This is a genomic window from Streptomyces sp. NPDC020362 (assembly GCF_040642095.1).
Lineage (GTDB): Bacteria > Actinomycetota > Actinomycetes > Streptomycetales > Streptomycetaceae > Streptomyces.
This window is the reverse complement of record NZ_JBFAET010000026.1, coordinates 17,503-37,785: the sequence shown is the minus strand read 5'-3', so window position 1 is coordinate 37,785 and position 20,283 is coordinate 17,503. Positions and strand designations below refer to the sequence as shown.

Below are 20,283 nucleotides of genomic sequence, written 5' to 3'. Positions count from 1 at the left end.
GCTCTCCTGGTGGTTGGTTCGGCGATCAGCGTTGGGGGCTTCGGACATCAGGTGGTTCCCGCCCGGCGGCGTGGCGCCCGAGGCGCGGTCGCCGAGGACTCCGCCCGGTCCGGGTCCAACCGGGCCGCCAGCTGATCGATCGTCGGATGCGTGAGGAGTTGGATCGCCGTCAGCGGCACGCCGAGTTCCTGCGCGATGCGCCGGGCGAGCCTGACCGCGAGCATCTCGTCGCCGCCCAGGTCGAGGATGCTCACGTCGTAACGGTCGACCTCGGTCCTCAGTGCCTCGGACCAGATCTTTGCCAGCGCCCTCTTCAGCTCCTCGCCGCCCAGCCGCCGGGGAGCGACCACGGCGGGCCGCACCGGCTCCGGGCCGGCCCACTGCTGCTGGATGCGGCGCTCCAGCTCGGTGCCGGAGACCGCGAGCCGGGACGGCGCGTCGTGACGCAGTACGAGGTCGAGGACGTCGACGCCCTGCTCCGCCGAGAGCGCCTCGCAGTTGACGGCGACCAGTCCGCCCGTGCCCGAGGACCGGGCGTCGAGGAAGCGGCCGGCGGCCGCGTCGCCCGCGTCCCCGGTACCGCCCAGCAGCGAGGCCAGGGAGGACATCATGATGCCGAAGTCGGCCGGTGCTTCGGCGAAGACCTCGTCCAGCACCAGCGCTCCGCGGACCCTCGGGGCGAGGATCTCCCGCCAGGCGGCCCGGTCGGTACGGTCGATCCGGCGGTTCGCCCGGTCGAGCGGCACGCCGGCACAGTGGAACCAGCCGTCGATCCGGCCGAACCGGTGCTGCGCGCCGGCGACCAGCTCCCGCATCGCCTGCGCGTCGGTGACGTCGGCGGCTGCCGCCATGACGGTTCCGCCGAGCCGTTCGACGGCGCGGACGACCTCGATCTTCCGGCTGACCGGATCGGCGGCTCCGTGCTCGGCGATCCACCGGTCGAACGCGTCCGCGGGCGGGAGGGGGGTCCGGCCGGTGAGCACCAGCCTGGCCCCGGCGACGCGGGCCAGGTGGCCGGCGACGGCCAGGCCCGTCCGCCCGAGACCGCCGGTGACGAGGTACACACCGCCGCGCCGCAGCCGGCTCGTCGGCTCGAGGTGGCCGGGGTCGGCCGCCACGGGGACGAAGTGCCGTGTCCAGCGCTGCCCGTGCCGGAACGCGACGGGGGTCGCGGTCGGGGCGGCGACCTCCGCGAGGAGGGCTTCCGGCGCGACGGCGGCCGTGCCGATGTCGATGCCCCGGCAGCGCAGCCCGGCGAATTCCCGAGCCATGACGGTCAGCGCGGCATCGGTCATCGCGGCGGCCGGCGCGACGGCCTCGGCGCCCGTGATGTCGTGCACGTCGCGGGCCACGACCGCGACGTGTCCGCCTGCACCGCCGCGGCCGAACTGCCGGGCGATGTCGAGTACGGAGAACAGCCCGAGGTCGCAGGCACGGTCCAGGTCGTCGGTCGCGTCGCTCCCCGGAGCGATGTCGAGCGACCACAGGTGCACAACCCGCTCGGGGGTCAGCCCGTCGGCGGCGAGCGCGGCGAACAGCCGCTCGTAGTCGCCGGGGTCCGCGGGATCGACGGCGAAGCCGGCGTCGACGCGGCTGAAAGCATCGCCGGGACGCACCAGGACCACGGCGGCTCCGCGTGCGCGCAGGGCGCCTGCCAGCAAGTCGCCGACTCCACCGGAATCCGCGAACACCAGCCACGGGCCGGCGGGCAGCGTTTGGGCCGCGTGCGCGCCGGCCGCCGGACCGAGGCGCTGCCACGACTGCGTGTAGAGCGACTCGGCCGGGTTCTGGGCGCGGGCCGGTTCCTCGGCCAGAGCGCGGGCCGGTTCCTTGGCAAGAGCGCGGGCCGGTTCTGCGGCGGAGATCCTGGCCGGTTCCGCGGCGGAGGTCCTGGCCGGTTCCGCGGCGGAGGTCCTGGCCGGTTCCGCGGCGGAGGTCCTGGCCGGTTCCGGGGCGGAGGCGGTGGGCGGCTCAAGGCGGAGGAAGGTGCGGTTCAGCGGCTGCACCGGCAGCGGGACGCGGCGGGGGCGCCCGCCGGACCAGGCCGACCAGTTGACCGGCACGCCCCCGGTCCACAGGCGTGCCGCGGCGGTCAGCAGCCGGGTCACGGGCGGCAGCCCCTGTTCGGCGTCGAGGCCGAGATCCGCGGGCAGCACGCCGGGCGGGGTCCCGATGGCCAGCACGACCGCACCGTCGCCGGACCGGCCCGCGAACGCCTCGGCGAGTCGGCCGCCCTCCCACACGTCCCGGGTCCAGTGCAGCGGGTCGAGCGCCCGTGCCTGCGGCAGTTCGCCGCCGACGAAGGCCGACAGGACGGGGATCCTCGGCGCCCTCGGCCGCACCTCGGGCGGGCCGTCGAGCAGCCCGGCCCGCCAGGACAGCAGCGCCAGTGCGTCGTCGGGGTCGAGGACACCGGCGAAGCAGGCCGCGAGGACCTCGCCGGCCCCTTCTCCCCCGGCCGCCTCCGGCCGGACGCCGGACTCCGTCCACAGCGTCGCGAGCACCTGACCAGCCGTCACCTGCGCCGTGGGCGGCTCGCCGGGGTCGATGTCGGCAGCCCCGGTGAACCGCTCCGCCGCGTCGGCGACTGCGGGCAGCTGCGCGGCCAACGCCTGGAACTCCTCGGCCGTGACGTCGCCGAACAGGAGGGAGACGGCCGGGGTGGTCTCCGCCGCCGTTCGGCCCGCGGCCTTCCCTTCGGCCAGCGCGCGCAATCCGGCCGCGGCGGCGACGTGCCCGTCCGCGGCGACGGCGTAGCGGTGGGGGAAGCCGCGCCGGCCCTCCCGCAGCGTGTAGGCCACGTCGGCGAGGTCGGGGGCGTCCGCCTGCTCCAGCGCGTCGGCCAACCGTCCGGCCAGCTCCCGCAGCGCCGTGTCGCTCCTGGCGCTCACCGCGAGCAGCTGCGGACCGCCGGCGGCGGCCGGCCGGTCGGGCAGCGGGGGTGCCTCCTCGAGGACGACATGGGCGTTGGTGCCGCCGACGCCGAACGAGCTGACACCGGCCCGCCGGGGGGTTTCTCCCGCAGGCCAGGCCATCGGCAGGGTGTTGATGTAGAACGGGCTGCCGACCAGGTCGATCCGGGGATTGGGCCGGGTGAAGCCCGGGTGGCCCGGGATCTCCCGGTGCCGCAGCGCCAGCACCGTCTTGATGAGACCGGTGATCCCCGCCGCGGCGGCGAGGTGCCCGACGTTCGCCTTGGCCGAGCCCAGGGCGCACTGGCCCGGCCGGGCGCCGCCCTCGACGAAGGCCTCGTTCAGCGCGTCGAACTCGATGGGGTCGCCCAGGACCGTGGCGGTCCCGTGGGCTTCGACATAGGTGATGGTGTCGCTGTCCACCTCGGCGACCGCCTGCGCCTCGGCGATCACCGCGCGCTGCCCATCGATGCTCGGGGCCGTGTAGCCGATCTTGTCGGAACCGTCGTTGTTGATCGCCGAGCCCTTCACCACGGCAAGGATCTGATCGCCGTCCTCGATCGCCTCGGCCAGCCGTTTCAGGGCGACCAGGCCCACCCCGTCGCCGAAGGTCGTGCCCGCCCCGTCGGCGTCGAACGGACGGCACCGCCCGTCCGGGGAGAACATCATCCCCTCGCTGAAGACGTAGCCCGGGTAGGGGTTGGCGATCACCGAGACGCCACCGGCCAGGGCGACGTCGCACTCACCCGCGAGCAGGCTCTGCACCGCGATGTGCACCGCGACCAGCGACGTCGAACAGGCGGTCTGCACATTGACGCTCGGCCCCTTGAGACCGAGCTTGTAGGAGATCCTGGTGGTCAGGTAGTCCTTGTCGTTGGCGATCATGAGCTCGGTGCCGGTGTAGCCCAGCGGGTCGCAGGAGCGGGCCACGACGTTGGTCAGGTACGTGTTCATCGACGCGCCGGCGAAAACTCCGATGGCCTGATCGCCCGCTCCACCGGAGTAGCCGATGGTCTCGAGCAGTTCCCAGGCGACCTCGAGCAGGATCCGCTGCTGGGGATCGAGCAGGCGCGCTTCGCGCCGGGTGAAGCCGAAGAACTCGTGGTCGAAGTCGAACGCGTCCGGCAGGTGCGCAGCCCGCCCGACATAACCGGGATCGCGCAGTACCTGCTCCGGCACCCCGGCGGCCACGAGTTCGGCGTCGGTGTACGTGGTCAGCATGTCGTCCCCGGCGCGCAGCCGGCTCCAGAACCGTGCCAGATCAGGAGCGCCGGGGAACCGGCCGCACATCCCGATCACGGCCACATCGTTCGCCCGGGGCGCCGGGCCGAACGTGTCGATGTCAGACATCCCTACCTCCATCGGCATCCGGGCGGTGGCGCTCTCGCGCGCGCAGCCGCGCGCTGCGGGCCGTTCCCTCCGCCAGCTGCACCCGCCGGCTCGTCGCCCGGCCCCGGCCGGTGCCCGCACCCTCCGCGGCGACGGTCCGGGCCAGGCGCCGGGCCAGGCTGGCCACAGTCGGGTAGCGGAACAGCTCGGGCACCTTCAGCGGCCCGTCCGCGGCCTCGTCGGCGAGCTGCTCGTGGACCTGCATCAGGAGCATGGAGTTGCCGCCGAGATCGAAGAAGTTGTCGTCGCGTCCGATGCCCTCGCGTCCGAGCACCTGCTGCCAGACGGCCGTGACCCGCCGTTCACGGGCGCCGAAGGCGGCGCCGCCGCCGGGCTCGGTCTGCGGGGCCGCGCCGCCGGCCCGGCGCACCGGTGCGGTGCGCCGGTCGACCTCGGTCGCCATCGGCAGTTCGGCCACACTGCGGCCGGGGTCCGCGACGGCGGCCCGCAGCAGCGCCAGGTAGTTCCGGCTCGCCCCACGGGCCGCCGGGGTGGGGAAGACGGACTTGCGGTGCTTGAGCACCCCGACGAGCCGGTCGCCGTCGTGCACGACCTCCAGCACGAGCTCGAGCTGGTCGTCCTGCTGGTCCAGCCGGTACGGCACCGCGGTCAGCCCGGCCCAGGCGACCGGGGCGGCGCCGTCGTCGGCCACGTACAGGCCCGCCTGCGCCGGGTACCGGCTGGGCTTCTGATAACTGAACATCGCCTGGAAGACCGGGTTGCGGCCGTCCAGCCGGCGCGGTGCCAGCTCGCTGACGAGCAGCTCGAACGGGTAGTCCTGGTGCTCGAGCGCCTCCACGACGGTGCGGCGCGTCCGGGCGAGCTGCTCCCGGAAGGACACCGCGGCGCCCAGATCGGCGCGCAGCACGACGGGATTGACGAAGTTTCCGACGCACTCGGCCAGCGCCGTGTCGGTCCGGCCCGAGACCGGGGTTCCCACCAGCACGTCCCGCTGTCCGGAGTATCGGCCGACCAGGACCTGGAAGACCGACAGCAGCACGGCGTAGGGCGTGACCCCTTCCTGCTTGGCCAGCGCGAACACGCCCTGGGCGAGCTCGGCGGGGAAGGGGAACACCACCGATCCGCCGTCGTCGGCGTCCGCCGGGTCGGGATCGAACCGGGGCCATTCGGTCGGCTCGGGCTGACCGGAGAGCTGGTCGTGCCAGTAGGCGCGTGCCCTGCCGCCCCTCTCGCCGCCGATCAGGTCCCGCTGGTACGCGACGAAGTCGCTGTAGGGGACGTTGCGTCCGGGCAGCTGCGACGGACGCCGTTCGACCTCCGCGAGGTACAGCTGCTCGAGCTCCTCCAGGATCACGCCGAGCGACCAGAAGTCGCACACGATGTGATGGACGGCCAGCAGGACGACGGCCTCCCCCGGTGCCACCGGGTACACCCGGACCCGGACGGGGGATCCGGACATGAGGTCGAAGGGCTCGCGGTAGGCGCTGCGCACCGCGTCCTCGAGCTGCTGCTCGCTCCACCGACGGGCGTCCAGCTCCGCGAAGTCCGGATCGAGCCACCCGTGCACCGTCTGGCGGCCCGCGGCGTCCTCCTTGCCGCCCGTGCCCACACGGCCGAAGGTGGTGCGCAGGGCCGCGTGCCGCCCGACGAGCGACCGGACCGCGCCGCGGAACGCGGCGGAGTCGAACCCGTCGGTGAACCGGACGGTGAAGGCGACGTTGTAGGACGCGCTGTCCGGGTCCATCTGATGCAGCATCAGCAGCGAGCGCTGGCCGTACGAGAGGGGGTGATCGGTGCGCGCCTGAGCGGCACGTGACCGGAGCGCCGCCTCCAGCTTCTTCCGCATGTCGTAGTCGGTCATGAGCATCGCTCCTCGGTCGATCCGGCGGCGTCATGGTCGGCGAGCCAGGGCAGGAGCGCCTCGATCTGGTCCTCGGTCAGCGAGTCGACGGAGGCCAGGAGCCGTTCCGCCTCCTGCGGCGAGAACGGAGCCGCGTCGGCCGCGGAGGGGGCCTCGGCGGACGGGACCGCCGCTGCGGCCGCCGGCGTTTCGCGCGCCAGACGGTCGGCCAGCTCGTCGACGAGCAGACCCAGGGCCTTGCCTTCGAGCAGGCCGGTGAGCGGCAGGTCGATGTCCAGGTCGCGGAAGATCTGGCCGCGGACCTCGACCGCCACCAGCGAATCGAGCCCGGCCTCCTGCAGCGAGAGGTCCTCGTCGACGGCGGTCTCGGGCATGCCGAGCCGCGCGGCCAGCATGACCCGCAGGTAGTCGAGCACCAGCTCGCGGCGGCGTTCGGGCGTGGCTCCGAGCCAGTCCCGCCGCAGGCGCCTGACCGACTCCGCCCCGTCCTGGGCGGGCGTCCCGGTCTCCTCGTCCGCGGCGATCGACCGACCGCCGGGGAACCTGGCCAGGTAGCGGGACCAGTCCACGGAGAAGACGCCGTACCGGCCGCGGGGCGCGGCCAGGAGCCGGTCGAGTGCGGCGAAGGCCGGATCGGGCTCCAGCGGGGTGAACCCGCCGTCCAGGATCCGGTCCTGCAGGCGTCGGCTCAGCCGCGCCACCATGCCCGCCTCCCACGGTCCCCAGTTGATGCTCAGGGCGGGCAGCCCCAGGCCTCGCCGGTAGTCGGCGAGCCCGTCGAGGAAGGCGTTGGCGGCCGCGTAGTGAGCCTGCCCGGGCGCGCCGAGCAGAGCCGCCGTGGAGGAGAAGAGGATGAAGTGCTCCAGGTCGATGCCCAGGGTGGCGCGGTGCAGTTGCCAGCCGCCGGCCACCTTCGGGTCGAGCACCGCCTGGAAGCGGTCCCAGCTCAGCTGCGGCAGTACCGCGTCGTCGAGCACGCCGGCCGCGTGGACAACGCCCTTGAGGCCGCCCCACTCCCGCCCGGCGCGCTCGACCAGCTGGTTGACCGCGGCCTCGTCCGTCACGTCCAGGCCGACCAGGGTGACCTGCAGCCCCGACCGCTCCAGCTCGCGGACCTGCTCCTCCGTCCGCGCCTCGGGGGCGCGGCGCGAGGCGAGCACGACATGGCGCACCCCGTGCCGGGCCAGCCACGCCGCCGTCCGCAGGCCGAGCGCCCCGGTCCCTCCGGTGATCAGGTAGCACCCGTCCGCGCTGAGACGACCCGGAAGCGCCGCCGGCGTCGACTCGCGGCGCAGCGTGGGCCGGTGGACCCGGCCGTCCCGGATCGCGGCCTCCGCCGGCGCGTCGGCCGGGGCGAGCACGTCGGGGAGCATCCGCAGCGCGCGGGAGAGGTCCCGCGGGTCCACGTCGAGCAGCCGCACGCCCAGCTGGGGCGCTTCCAGCGCCGCGCTCCTGCCCAGGCCCCACAGCATCGACCCGTACGGGTCACAGGCCTCGGCGGGCTCGTGCACGGCCACCGCGCCGCGGGTGAGCAGCACCACGGAGCCGGGTGTCCAGCCCGCGCGCTCGGCGGCCCGCACGAGCGCGGGCAGGCTCCCACAGGCGGTTCGCGTCTCCTCTCCGGCCGGACCGAGTCCGTCAAGACCGAGGCAGTGCAGAATCCTCGCCGGCCCGGTGTCGCGGAAGAGCCGCGCCAGGCTCTCGGCGTCGGCGGGATCCAGGGCGTAGCGGTTCTCGTCGTGGCGGACGAAGCTCTCGCCCACCTCGGCGATCACGCACCGGCTTCCACGCGCCTGAAGTGCCGTGACCGCGTGGCGCCAGTGCCCCTGGCGGTCTGCCAGAACGATCCACGGTCCGGCCGCGGGCGACGCACCGTCGGTCGCCGGGCTCGGTTCCCATGCCTCGGCGTAGATCGCGGCCTCGGTCTTCGGCCGGGCCGGTTCGCCGCTCGGCGAACGGAAGGACACCGCCCGCAGCTCGAGGCCGAAGAGCTCGAGCAGCGGGTTGCCCTCGTGGTCGGTCAGCGAGACGTCGGCCACGGCCCGCGAGGGCTCGGCCACCCGGTGTCGAATGAGCGCCACACCGGATTGCGCCGCGTTCCCCGGCGCGTGGAACACGGCCCGCTCGATCCGGAACGGCAGCAGCACCCCGTCCTCGGGAGCCTTCCGGACGATCCGTGCCGCGATCGCCAGCTGGACGCAGGAGTCGAGCAGCGCCATCGTCCGCTCGCGCGCCGAGGAGGCCGCGAAGACGAGGTCGCCGGTGCTGTCCTCACCGGCGAGGCGCAGCTCCTCGATCCACTGGAACGCCGGGCCGAAGCGGAAGCCGGACGCCTCGAAAAGCGGGTACAGCTCCGCCGCGGAGACCGGGCGGCCGGCCCGGTAGCCGGACGGATCCGTCCACGGCCGAGGCGGCTCGGGATCGGCTCCGACCTGTTGTATCCGCCCCTCCGCGTGGACCTGCCAGGAGTCGTCGGAAAGCGGGGCGTCCTCGCGCACCAGACTGAGCGACTGAGCGACGAACCGGCGCTCCCCGGCCGGGGTGAGCACGAGCTGGACTCGCCGCCCGACCTCGCCGACCTCCAGAGCACGCGGGAACACCAGGTCCTCGACGACCGCCGCGGACTCGGCGGCCACCGCCTCCACCAGGCATGCCGTGTGGTAGGCGCCCGGCACGACGAGACGGCCTGCGATCTCGTGATCCGCCAGCACACGCGGGGCCTGCGCGGCCACCGTGGTCTCGTAGCGCCGCTGTGCGGAATGGGGCAGGGCGAGCCGGTTCAGCCCGGGCAGATCGCCGGCCGGTTCCGCGGCGGGCGCGGCGTCGGCGACGGTCGGCGCCGAGGTCGGCGCCTTCGTCTGTGCCGGCGCGATCCAGTGCCGGGTCCGGGCGAAGGGGTACAGGGGGGCGGGCACCTTGCCCGCGCGCAACGGCGCGTAGTACTCCGCCCAGTCGACCGGTACCCCGGCCCGCTCCAGGCGGGCCAGGTGTACGAGGACCGTGGCGAGATCCGGGTTCCTGGGGGCCAGGCCCGGCAGCCAGACGACGTCGCCGCCGGACTGGGCGCGGCCCGAGGTGGTGAGCGTGCGGCCGGGACCCACCTCGAGGAAGAGCGTGCATCCCCCCTTGAGGAACCCGCCGATGCCGGAGGCGAACCTGACCGGCGAGGTGAGCTGGCGTCCCCAGTACTCCGGGCCGATCTCGTCGCCGGCCGCCCACGTGCCGGTGAGGTTCAGGGCCATCGGCACGCTCGGCGGCCGGTGGGTGATCCGGCCCGCCGCCTCGACCAGGGCGGGAACGGCGGGGGCGACCAGGGACGAGTGGAAGGCGTGCGTCGTCTCCAGGGCGATCGTGTCCCAGCCCCGCTGCCGGAACGCACTCTCCAGCGCGCTCATCTCGGCGTCCGTGCCCGAGACGGTGATCCGTTCCGGCGCGTTGTACGCGGCGACCGCGGCCGAGCCGCCCTGTGCTTCGACCAGGCGCTCCAGCTCGGCCACGTCGGTACAGCCCACGGCGACCATCCGGCCGCTGCCGGGAACGGCCGCGAAGGCACGACCGCGTGCGGCCACCAGCTCGAGGCCTTCCTCGGGGCTGAACACCCCGGCCACGCAGGCGGCCGCGTACTCGCCCAGGCTGTGGCCGACGACCGCGTCCGGCCGCACCCCGCACGAGGCCCAGAACTCCGCCAGCGCGACCTGGAGGAGGAAGACCGCGGGCTGGAGCAGTTCGGCCCGCGCCTGTGCCGCCGGGTCGGCGAACACCTCCAGCGGACCGACTCCGGTGAGGCGGCGGAACAGCTCCGCATGCCGGTCCAGCGCCGCGCGGAATGCCGGGTGGTCGCGGTGGAGCTCGACGGCCATGCCGGCGTACTCGGAACTCTGTCCGGGGAAGAGGAACCCGATCGTCGGCTTGCCCCGCCCGGATTCGCCCGCGTCCGCCTGCCCGGTCCCGTCACGCAGCCACGACTCGATGCGCTCGGCCGCGGCCTGCTCGGAGTCGGCGAGCACACTGAGCCGGTGCCGCAGCGTGCGTCGTCCGGTGTGGCTGGTGCAGGCGAGGTCCGTCAGAGCCGCGCCGGGCTCGCGCAGCCGACTCGCCCACTGCCCCGCCAGGGACTGCAGCGCCTCTGCGCTCTTCGCGCTGATCGTGATGAGCTCGGGTCCCGGACGCCGGTCCGTCGGCGTGCGTTCCGGCGCCTGCTCGAGTACGGCGAAGGCATTGGTGCCGCCGATACCAAGGGAGTTGACCGCCGCCCGGCGCGGGGATCCGGGCAGGGGCAGTGGCTGCGCGTTGACGAACAGGCCCGACTCGTCGAGCTTCAGCCGGGGGCTCGGCGCCGTGAAGTACGGGCTCGGTGGGATCTGGCCCCGGTGCAGGGCCAGCGCGGCCTTGATCAGACCGGCGATGCCCGACGCCGCCTCCATGTGCCCGATCAGTGCCTTCACCGAGCCGATGGCGCAGGGAGCGTCGTGGCCGAACAGCTTCTTCAGCGCTGCGATCTCGGTGGGGTCGCCGAGCGGCACACCGGTGCCGTGCGCCTCGATGTAACCGATCGTGGCGGGGTCGACGCCGGAGACGGCGAGCGCCTGACGCATCGCGTCCAGCTGGCCCGGCAGGCTGGCTGCGCCGTAACTCGCCTTGCCGCCCCCGTCGTTGTTGATCGCGGTGCCGAGGATGGTGGCGTAGACGGTGTCGCCGTCGCGCAGCGCGTCGGCGAGCGGCTTGAGGACGACGGCGCCCACGCCGCTGCCGAAGATCGTCCCCTGCGCGCTGGCATCGAACGGGCGGCAGCGGCCGTCCGGCGACAGGATGCCGCCCCGGCGGTGCCAGTAGCCGGCGGCGGCGGGAAGCCGGATGTTCACGCCGCCGGCCAGCGCCGCGTCGCACTCGCCGCGCAGCAGGCTCTGACAGGCGAGGTGCACCGCGACCAGCGAGGTGGAGCAGGCCGTCTGCACCGTCAGACTGGGCCCGGTCAGATTGAGCTTGTACGACACCCGGGTGGCGAGAAAGTCCTTGTCGGAGCCGAGCTGCTCGAGCGAGGCCGTGGGGTCGGCCAACGGCCCGGCGTTGTCCAGCACTTCGGGGAGATAGCTGGTGAGGACTCCGCCGCTGCCGGCGAAGACCCCGACCGAGGAGCCGGCCCCGGCCGACGAGCGCAGGCCCGCGTTCTCGAGTGCGTGCCAGCACGTCTCCAGGAAGACGCGCTGCTGCGGGTCCATGACGGCGGCCTCGCGGCCCGAGATGTCGAAGAAGGCCGCGTCGAAGAGGTCGATGTCGTCGATCGAGGCGGTCGCCTTGACGTAGTCGGGGTCCTTGAGCCACTTCGGGTCCACACCGCCGCGGAGCAGTTCCTCGTCGCCGACGTCGCGGATCGCCTCGCGTCCGGCCAGGATCGCGTCCCAGAACTCGTCCACGTCCGCGGCTCCGGGGAAACGCGCGGCCATGCCGATGATGGCGATCGGCTCCCCGCCGGGCTGCTGCCGGCTCACGACGGCTCGCCCGCACCGAGCCGGGGCCCGCTGACCGGGTCGTACGCCTGCAGGAGATCACCGACCGTGCGCACGCTGGTGAAGGGCACCTCGTCGGAGAACGGGTCGATCTCCAGCTCCATCTCCAGGACGGCGACGAGCCGGGCGAGGCTCAGCGACGTCAGACCGAGCTGATCGACGAGCAACTGATCCTCATCCAGGTGCTCGACCGGCCCGGCCACCTCGTTAACGATCTCGAGCAGCACGGCCTCGACCGTCTCTCGCCTGTTCATGCGAATCGAACTCCCGTTCAGGTTTGCCTGGTCCCCGTGGTCGGGGTCAGCAGGTGTAGCCGCCGTCGACGGTGATGGTCTGGCCGGTGATGAAGCCCGCCGAAGGCGAGGAGAGGAATCGGATGACGCCGAGCACGTCCTCCACCGAGCCGAGCCGGCCCAGGGGTGTTCGACGCACGATGCGGCGCAGTTGGTCAGGGCTGATGCCTGCGGTCATGTCGCTGTCGAAATAGCCGGGGGCGACGCTGACCACGCGGACCCCGGCCGGGCCGACCTCCCGGGCCAGACCTCGGGTCAGCCCGTCGAGCGCCGCCTTCGCAGCGCCGTACACCGCGACACCGGTCTGCCCGCGCAACGCGTTGATCGACGACAAGTTGATCACCAGACCGTCCCGGCGGGCCAGCATCGGCTTGAGACAGGCGCGGGTGAGCAGGACCGGAAGCGTCAGGTTGGTCCGCAGCGCGGCGTCGATCGCCGCCGGGGAGGTCAACGTCAGCAGGCCCTCGAGCCCGACCGCGGCGTTGTTCACCAGCACGTCGATGCGGTGGTGGCGGCGGGCTGCCGCGCGGACGAACTCCTCGACCGCCGAGGCGTCCGTTCCGTCGACCGCGGACCAGAAGAGCGCGTCAGGTTCGCTCGACTCGCGCAGCGCGGCCAGTTCGGCGGATTCGGAACGGCTGAAGGTCTCCACCCGGTAACCGCGGTCCAGGAAGTCCGTCACGAGCGCCAGCCCGAGACCGCGGCTGCCGCCGCTGACTACCGCCACCGGACGCTGATCTGCAGCACCGTTCATGCCAGACCTCCCCTTCGCTTGAACCGCTCGCCGTGCAACGGCACGTCCGAGACAGTGATGACCGCCGGAACCTTGTGCGGCGGAAGCTTCTCGGCGCAGAACCGACGCAGCCGTCGGCTCAGCGCCCGCCGCTCCTCCGCCTCGACCAGCTCCACCGTGGCCACGACGACGTTCCCGGTGACGGCGTTCGAGCGTCCGCTCACCACGACGTCCCTGACGTTGCCCGCCCGCAGCAGCACGTTCTCGACCTCGGCGGGGGACACCTTCTCGCCGCCGACGTTCACCAGCGCCGAGAGCCGCCCGAGCACGCGCAGCGAACCGTCCTCGGCCACCTCGACCGCGTCCCCGGTGTTGAGCCACCCGTCGTCGTCGAACGGGCTGGGCGCATTGAGATACCCGAGCATGCTGCTCGGCGACTTGATCCAGAGCACCCCGTCGCGCACGGCCGTGCTGAACCCGTGCCCTCCGACGTCCATCTGCAGTGACTCCGACGAGACGGACCGCGTGGGCAGGATGCCGGTCTCGGTGAGGCCGTAGGTCTGCTTGAACTGCACCTGAGGGAACACCTCGGACGCGTGCGCGAGGGTGACCTCGCGCATCGGCTCGGTGCCGTAGGTGACCAGCTCGAGCGAGGACAGGTCGTGATCCCGATGGGCGCCGGAGAGCAGCAGCATGTTGAGGAAGGTCGGCGTGGTCGGCAGCACCTGGACCCGGTGACGCTCGATGGCCTCGCACGCGTGCTTCGGGGTGCGTCGCGGCTCGGTGACCACCGTGCCGCCGCCGACGAGCGTGCGGAACAGCGTGTTGACTCCGCCGATGTGGTCGAGCGCCATGAACTGGAGCGTTCGCCGGGGACGGGACGACGCACGGAATCCGCCGAGCAGCCGCGGCAGCGAGAGCAGTGCCGCCTTGCTCTCCCCCGTCGAACCCGAGGAGAACAGCAGCAGGCCTGCCTCCCCGGAGTCGGCGAGCTTCGTCAGGAGCCCGGGCCGCGGCCCGTCCGGTGCCGTGATCGTCTCGACGGTCCACTCATCGGGACCGTCGAACTCGATGACCCGGGTCGCGTGCGCCGTCGCAATCCTGCGCGCCCGCTGTTCCTTCGGCGGATCGGCGGGGGCGAAGGGAACCACGACACCGCCCCGGACGGCCAGCGCCATGAAGAGCGCGACCACCGCCGGGGAGGCGTTCCCGACGACCGCCACGATCTCGCCCTCGGCCACCCCGAGCCGATCCAGCTCGGCCAGCCAGCCGGTGGTCCGCTCGGCGAGCTCGCCACGCGTGACCGTGCCGCCGTACCCGGCCATCGCCTCGGCTTCGGCCCGCTCCTGGAGTTGTGACAGCAGCCAGTCCATCGTGCCTTCTCCACCCCCGCTTGTCATGCGCCCGCTTCCTTCGCCCAGGCCACCCGGTGGCGACCCGAGCACGATCCCGCCGCCATCGTCATGAGCTCCTTCTCCTGCCCAGCGCGGGCCGGGGCGAGCTGCCGCCGGCACCGAGCTGAGCGGCGACATCCCCGATCGACTGCGCCTCGAAGATCGCCTGCAGGGTCAGCTCACAATTCAGGACGGCACGCACCCGGCTGATGACGATCATGGCGAGCAGCGAATCCCCGCCGAGATCGAAGAAGTTGTCGTCAAGGCCCGCCTGAGGCACGCCGACCACCTCGGCCACGATCTCGCACAGCTGCCGCACCCGGACGTCACCGGACATCGAGACGCTCTGGGCTGCGCCCGGCACGGTGCTCGACGACTTGATGCCCGGCAGTGCCTTGCGGTCCAGCCTGCCGTTGAGAGTGCTCGGGAACGTGTCGAGAACCTCCACCCGGTCGGGCAACAGCGCGGAGGGGAGTCTGCCGCGCAGGAATTCCCGAACGGTGGCGGGCGTCAGCCCGTCCCGGCCTTCGTCGCCGGGCGCGATGTACGCCACCAGTTGGGCCATGCGCGTGCCCGCATCGGTCACGATGACAGCGGCGTGCGCGACGGCAGGGTGCGCGAGCAGTGCAGCCTCCACCTCGGCCGGCTCCACGCGCAAGCCGCGGATCTTGGCCTGGTCGTCGAGGCGGCCCCAGAGCTCCAACTGCCCGTCAGGACGCAGCCTGCCCTTGTCACCGGTGCGATACATGCGCTGTCCCGGGACGCGGCTGAAGGGGTCGGCGACGAATCGGCTGCTGGTGTACGCGGGCTGTCCCGCATATCCCTGGGCCACGCCGGGTCCGCCGATGCAGATCTCGCCGACGAACATGGGCGGCAGCAGCTGGAGCTGGTCGTCGACGATGTAGATCTGGGACGTGCCGGCCGCGCGCCCGGCCACCTGCCGTGGCTGTTCGCGAATCTCCGCCGCGGTCGTCTCCACCGTGCACTCGGTGAGGCCGTACTTGTTGAACGCGAGCAGCCCGGGCTGGTCGTGCAGGCGCTGCCACAGCCGGTCGGACGCCTTCTCACCACCGATCACCAGGATCTTCGGCGGATGCGGGAGGGCCAGGAGTCCGTCGTCGACCAGGATCTCCATCTGGCTGCTGCTGCAGTCGAGTACGTCGATCGCCGTCTCAGGATCCCTGCCGCGGGCAAGGAGCCGGAGCGGATCCGTGCTCTCTGCTTCGTCGAGCAGCAGCAGCCGGTGCCCGAAGGCGATCATGCCGAGACACTGGTTGATGAATACGTCGCAGGTCAGGGAACTCAGCGCACCGACGTTCACCTGACGGCCTTCGGGCAGCCGTGCGTACATCGGCGCCAGTCGGGTGGTAGCGAGCGCGACCAGGCTCGCCTGCTCGACGACCACGCCCACCGGCTGCCCCGTGGCGCCCGAGGTGAAGACCACGTAGGCCGGAGCCGCGGCCGGGCGACGGACGACGCCACCGCCACGGACAGCATCCCCGTCCGCAGGCTTCGCCTCGTTCGCCAGGAGCACGGCCGTCGAAACGGTCTCCACCCCGGCGAAGGCCTCGTCCGCGATGAGCAGGGTGATGCCCGCCTCCTCGAGGAGCAGGCGGCGGCGGGCCTCCGGGTGCTGCGGATCCAGCAGCAGGAATGCGCCGCCCGCACACCAGGTGGCGAGCATCGCGACGATCAGATCGCTGCGCCTGGCCAGGCAGATCCCCACCATGGTGCCGGTCCGCACGCCGCGAGCCTGCAGGCCCAGGGCCATCGTCTGGGCCCGGCCATCCAGTTCGGCGAACGTGAGCCGTTCCCCATCCGCTACGACTGCCTCCCGCTCGGGTACGGTCGCGGCGGTCAGTTGGAACAGGTCCCACGCGGACGCGCACTCTGCGGGGGCACGGCCGTCCTGTGGTGCGCCGCTCGCGCCGAGCGCCAACGCTTCCGTCAGTGCGGCCCGGCCGACCACCGGGATACTCCCGAGCGTGGCACCGGGCGCCCGGCTGAGTGAGCACAGCAGACTTCCGTAAGCGTCGGCGAACCGCTGCATGGCCTCGTCGGAGAACCGCCGGCGGTTGTATTCGACGGTGACGGTGACGTCGCCTGCTCGCCGTTGTACGTCCAGTGACAGGTCGAACTGGAGCCCCGACAATTCCACGGCTTCGGGCATGGGCGTCACCTGGAGACCGTCCAGCGCCCATACGTCGCTCGGGTCGAGCGTGCCATAGCTGATGGCAGCCTGAAACAGGGGGTTGCGGTCGGCTTCCCGCTGCGGAGCCAGCGCCGCGACCACGGCCTCGAACGGCACGTCCTGGCAGTCGAGCGCGTCGTAAATCGTTTCGCTCACGACGCCGAGAAACTGATCGAAGGTCAGTGTCGGTGCCACTGTGCAGCGCAGCGCCACCGTATTGGAGAAGAACCCGATCGTTCCGAAGAGGTCCGGGTGCGGTCGGTTGAGCACCTGCGTGCCGACGGTGATGTCGCTCGCTCCCGCCCAACGCTGCAACAGAACGAAGTACACCGCGAGCATGCCTGCGAACGGAGTGACCGAGCGATCCCTGCAGAATGCTTCGAATTCCGCCATCGCGTTCTCCGGAAGAACGACGGGGAGCCGGCGACCGACGGTCCCGCTTTCCCCACCGTCCTCGGGCAACCGTGCCGGCTGAACACCCGCCAGCTGGCCGCGCCAGTAGTCCAGGCCGTCACGATCCACCTCGGGGCTTTTGCCTGCCGGGCAGAAGTCGGAGTACTGCGCGGCCGGCGTCGCGAAGGCAGGAGCGTTCGGGTCGGCGTATGCGGCACGGAGCTCGTCCGCGAATATCTGCGCGGAAACGTCGTCGGTGATGAGGTGATGGAAGACGATGACCACGAGATGCAGTCCGGACGATATCCGTATCGCACTCGTTCGCCAGAGCGGTCCCGACGCAATGTCAAACGGAAGCTCGAGCAGCCTTCCGGCTTCGGCATCCGCCCATGTCCGACGCTCGTCCGGCGAGTCCCCTTCGGCGTCGACGACATCGAGCAAGGGCTGTGCAGGGCCTTCGGCCGCGTCATGCACCACCTGGACGACTTCGCCGCCACGCTCCACAAACGCACTGCGCAACGCGTCATGCCGGTTGTGCAGCACCTCGAGCGCACGCTCGAGCCGGTCCACTGCAAGATCTCCGGCGACGGCGAGGGCGGTCCCCCAGACATCAGCCGAATTATCCGGTCGCAGGATCGACGCGAAGTACATCCTCCGCTGCGCGGACGTGGCGGGAACCACCCGCGAACGACGCTCGGTCGCGAGGCCACCACTACCCGGATCCGGCATGTCCTGCCAATTTTCGTGACGCATTCGAGGCACGAATGCCCTCCAACCGATCGGCCATGTCTACAGGGTGCAAAACGAGAGACCGAGATGAGCGGTCTGCCTGTGTCGGTGGTCGTCCTGCGGACCCGCTACAGCGGCAGACCGACGTGGTATTGCGACTGCCCGCAGGAACCTGCGGGCAGAGCCATCACGATCTCCGTCACCACGACACCGCCTGATCATAAGTGGCCCCATGCGTGTACCTGCATCTCCGTGCCACCTCGCTACCGACAAGTGAGCCGGCCCGGTGACATCGCCTCCTGACTGGGATAGCCGGGCCACCTGACCGCAGTGATCAAAGCAGAGCCTTTCGCTCCCGGCAGGTGATCGCAGCACAGGGTCGACCCATGTCTCGCCAGCTAGACAGGGAGCACAACGCGGAGCGGCCGCCAGAAAGGCTTCGACTGACAACTATCAGGTACGGCGCAAAATATCGAAGGTGCCGGCCGGGTCGACACGTGGTATTCGAGAAAGAGCCGCGGATTGACGGCGCATAACACAACGGCCGTTTTTGAGACGGTTGATCGGTGCTGTCGTCGAGTGGTCATACTGTCGGGCGTGACGGAAAAACACCTCGCCCTGCGCAATGAGGAATTGGTGGCACTTACGGAGGGGCTGGGAAATCTGTTCGCCCGGCCCGAGCCGCGGGAGGTGTTCGCGGACCTGATGGACGGCCTGTTGGCAGGATTGGGCCGGGTGAACGGGTGGACTCTGGCGGCACGGGCGGGGCACGCCACGCCGCACCGGGTGCAGAAGTTCCTGAATGCCGCCTCCTGGTCGGCCGACGCGCTGCGGGACCGGGTGCGCGAGTACGTGCTGGCCGAGCTCGGCGACCCGGGGGCGACGCTGGTGCTGGACGACATCCAGGTGCAGAAGAAGGGGACCCGGTCGGCCGGGGTCGCCCGCCAGTACTGCTACCTGACGAAGGATGTGCGCAACTGCCAGGTGATGGTGATGCTCACCTACGCGACCGCGGGCGGGCACGCGTTCATCGACCGGGCCCTGTACCTGCCCGAGTCGTGGGCCGACGACCGGGGCCGGTGCCGGGCGGCCGGAGTGCCCGACGAGGTCGCGTTCGCCACCAGGCCACAGCTCGGACTGCGGATGCTGGAGCGTGCGCTGGCCGCCCGGGCGCCGTTCTCCTGGGTGGCGGCAGACTCCGACTACGGGCGCGACCCACAGCTGCGGGCCTGGCTGCACGAGCGTGCCCTGCGCTACGTACTGGCCGTCCCCGTCGACCTGCCGCTGTCCGGGCCGCCGGGCACGGCCCGCCGGCCGAAGGCGGAGCGGGCCGCTGACCTGCTGCACTACGGCATCAGCCGGGACCGGTGGGCACGCCACTCGTGCGGCGAGGGCAGCAAGGGGCAGCAGTTCTACGACTGGTCCGCCTTCGAGGCGGAGGTCCCGGGGCAGGCACCCGCGGCCGGGTTCGCCCACTGGCTGCTGGTCCGCCGGTCCACCGAGAAGAAGCAGCTGACCGGCGGCCCGTTCGACTACGAGTACGCCTTCTTCCTGGTCCACGCGCCCGTCGTCACCCCGGTCCCGGAGATGATCTCCCGGGCCGGGGTGACGTGGCAGGTCGAGGAGGACAACCGCGAGGGAGAGCATCTGGTGGGCCTGGGCGGCTACCAGGTCCGCACCTGGACCGCCTGGCACCGGAACGTCACCTGCGCGATGCTCGCGCTGGCCTTCCTCGTCGTCCAACGAGCCCGGCACTCCCGGCCCGAGCCCTTGCAGGCCGACGCGGGGAGAGCGGAGGGAACCGCCCCGGCCGCAGCGTGCGCCGAGAGGACCGGCTGACTTCGCCGTCCACCCCTGCCCGCGCCGTCCTGCCCCCCATCACGGCAACGCCTGTGGGCCCCAGCAGTGCCGGCGGCGCATCGAATACCGGACGGTGCCGCCGTCGCCCACTATCACCACTGCGGCTACCTGCTCCCGCCCTGATCCGCCCCCCGGAAGTACTGCGTTCAATTGCTTACACAGCATCAAGATCTGCTGCTGTAGTACGTGTTCATTACCTTCGGTGATCGATACGATCGGCGACGATCAAGGGCTACATGGAACGTGTCCAGGGGGAAACTGATGCGTACAAATGTCACCTCGGCCAGGCACCGCAGCACAGCCGTGCAGCAGATGGCAGCGGCAGGTCTCGCACGGCCACAGCGGAGCTCGGGCGTCCAGCTCCACAAGTCCGGCCTGCTGTTCACGGCCAATCAGAGCTTCAGCACCTGGGAGCAGCTCGGCTCCGAGCTGTTCTCCTTCGCCGATTCCTCCGCCTGGTGGATCGCGGACTGGCTGGTCTACGGGGAGTCCACGTTCCATGACCGTTACGAGGAAGCCATCAGGCGAACGTCCCTCAGCTACCAGACCCTTCGCAACTACACCTGGGTCGCACGCAGGTTTCCGCTGAACCGCAGGCGGCAGGGCCTGAGCTTCAGCCACCACCTCGAGGTCGTGGCGCTCGAGCAACCGGAGCAGGACTACTGGCTGCGGAAGGCGGAAGAACTGAGCTGGAGCAGGAACAAGCTGCGCCAGCACGTCCGCAGCAGTCTGCTCATACGGCAGGGCGAGCTGACGCGGCCGGACACCGAGGACGAGGCAGACGGCGTAGACGCCGCAGCGGCCGGGCCCGCGTCGACGCCAGTCATCCTCAACGCCACCTCCGCGCCCGAAGCACGCCCGCTGAATCTTCAGTTCTCGGCCGAGGACCTGGCGCGGCTGGAGAGGGCCGCCAGGAGGGACAGCGAGTCGATCGAGACCTGGGCGGCGAAGATCGTGCGGCGCGCCCTTGCCCGTTCCTGACGGGGCAGCCGCGCCGGGAGGCCTCCCGGCGCGGCCGTGCCCGCTCCGGTCCGGCCGCGCCGCAGTCCGAAGAGCCCCC

The 20,283-nt window shown here is 71.8% G+C and carries 9 protein-coding genes; 2 read left to right on the top strand and 7 right to left on the bottom strand.

Going from position 1 to position 20,283, the window contains the following annotated elements:
- Window positions 1–47 precede the first annotated feature (47 nt).
- The 7 genes from AB0H32_RS13455 to AB0H32_RS13425 all read right to left on the bottom strand — a co-directional run bounded on the left by AB0H32_RS13455 (window position 48) and on the right by AB0H32_RS13425 (window position 17,414).
- The gene (locus AB0H32_RS13455) at window positions 48–4,262 is read right to left on the bottom strand and encodes an SDR family oxidoreductase (RefSeq protein ID WP_361118916.1); all 4,215 of its coding nucleotides are present in this window, start codon (window positions 4,260–4,262) and stop codon (window positions 48–50) included.
- Window positions 4,255–6,123, bottom strand: a complete 1,869-nt coding sequence (locus tag AB0H32_RS13450) for a condensation domain-containing protein (RefSeq protein WP_361118914.1) — start codon at window positions 6,121–6,123, stop codon at window positions 4,255–4,257. The genes AB0H32_RS13455 and AB0H32_RS13450 overlap by 8 nt, the downstream gene beginning before the upstream one ends.
- Complete coding sequence (locus tag AB0H32_RS13445) at window positions 6,120–11,612, bottom strand: type I polyketide synthase (RefSeq protein ID WP_361118912.1); 5,493 nt, start codon at window positions 11,610–11,612, stop codon at window positions 6,120–6,122. The genes AB0H32_RS13450 and AB0H32_RS13445 overlap by 4 nt, the downstream gene beginning before the upstream one ends.
- Window positions 11,609–11,884 carry a phosphopantetheine-binding protein gene (locus AB0H32_RS13440; protein WP_361118910.1) on the bottom strand — a complete coding sequence of 92 codons (276 nt, stop codon included), beginning with the start codon at window positions 11,882–11,884 and terminating at the stop codon, window positions 11,609–11,611. The genes AB0H32_RS13445 and AB0H32_RS13440 overlap by 4 nt, the downstream gene beginning before the upstream one ends.
- A gap of 46 nt (window positions 11,885–11,930) precedes the next feature.
- Entirely contained in the window at window positions 11,931–12,677 is a 747-nt protein-coding gene (locus AB0H32_RS13435) for an SDR family oxidoreductase (RefSeq protein ID WP_361118908.1), read from the bottom strand.
- Window positions 12,674–14,056, bottom strand: coding sequence for a fatty acid--CoA ligase family protein (locus AB0H32_RS13430; protein WP_361118906.1), 1,383 nt, complete (start codon window positions 14,054–14,056; stop codon window positions 12,674–12,676). The genes AB0H32_RS13435 and AB0H32_RS13430 overlap by 4 nt, the downstream gene beginning before the upstream one ends.
- Window positions 14,057–14,117: 61 nt before the next feature.
- Window positions 14,118–17,414: an amino acid adenylation domain-containing protein gene (locus AB0H32_RS13425; protein WP_361118980.1), complete on the bottom strand. Its 3,297-nt coding sequence runs from the start codon at window positions 17,412–17,414 to the stop codon at window positions 14,118–14,120.
- Between the two features lie 546 nt (window positions 17,415–17,960).
- Between AB0H32_RS13425 and AB0H32_RS13420 the strand changes: the two genes are divergently transcribed.
- Together AB0H32_RS13420 and AB0H32_RS13415 are read left to right on the top strand one after the other, a co-directional pair.
- On the top strand, window positions 17,961–19,202 hold the full coding sequence (locus tag AB0H32_RS13420) for an IS701 family transposase (protein ID WP_361118904.1): 1,242 nt from the start codon (window positions 17,961–17,963) through the stop codon (window positions 19,200–19,202).
- 282 nt (window positions 19,203–19,484) lie between these two features.
- The gene (locus AB0H32_RS13415; protein ID WP_361118902.1) at window positions 19,485–20,204 is read left to right on the top strand and encodes an LmbU family transcriptional regulator; all 720 of its coding nucleotides are present in this window, start codon (window positions 19,485–19,487) and stop codon (window positions 20,202–20,204) included.
- Window positions 20,205–20,283: the final 79 nt, after the last annotated feature.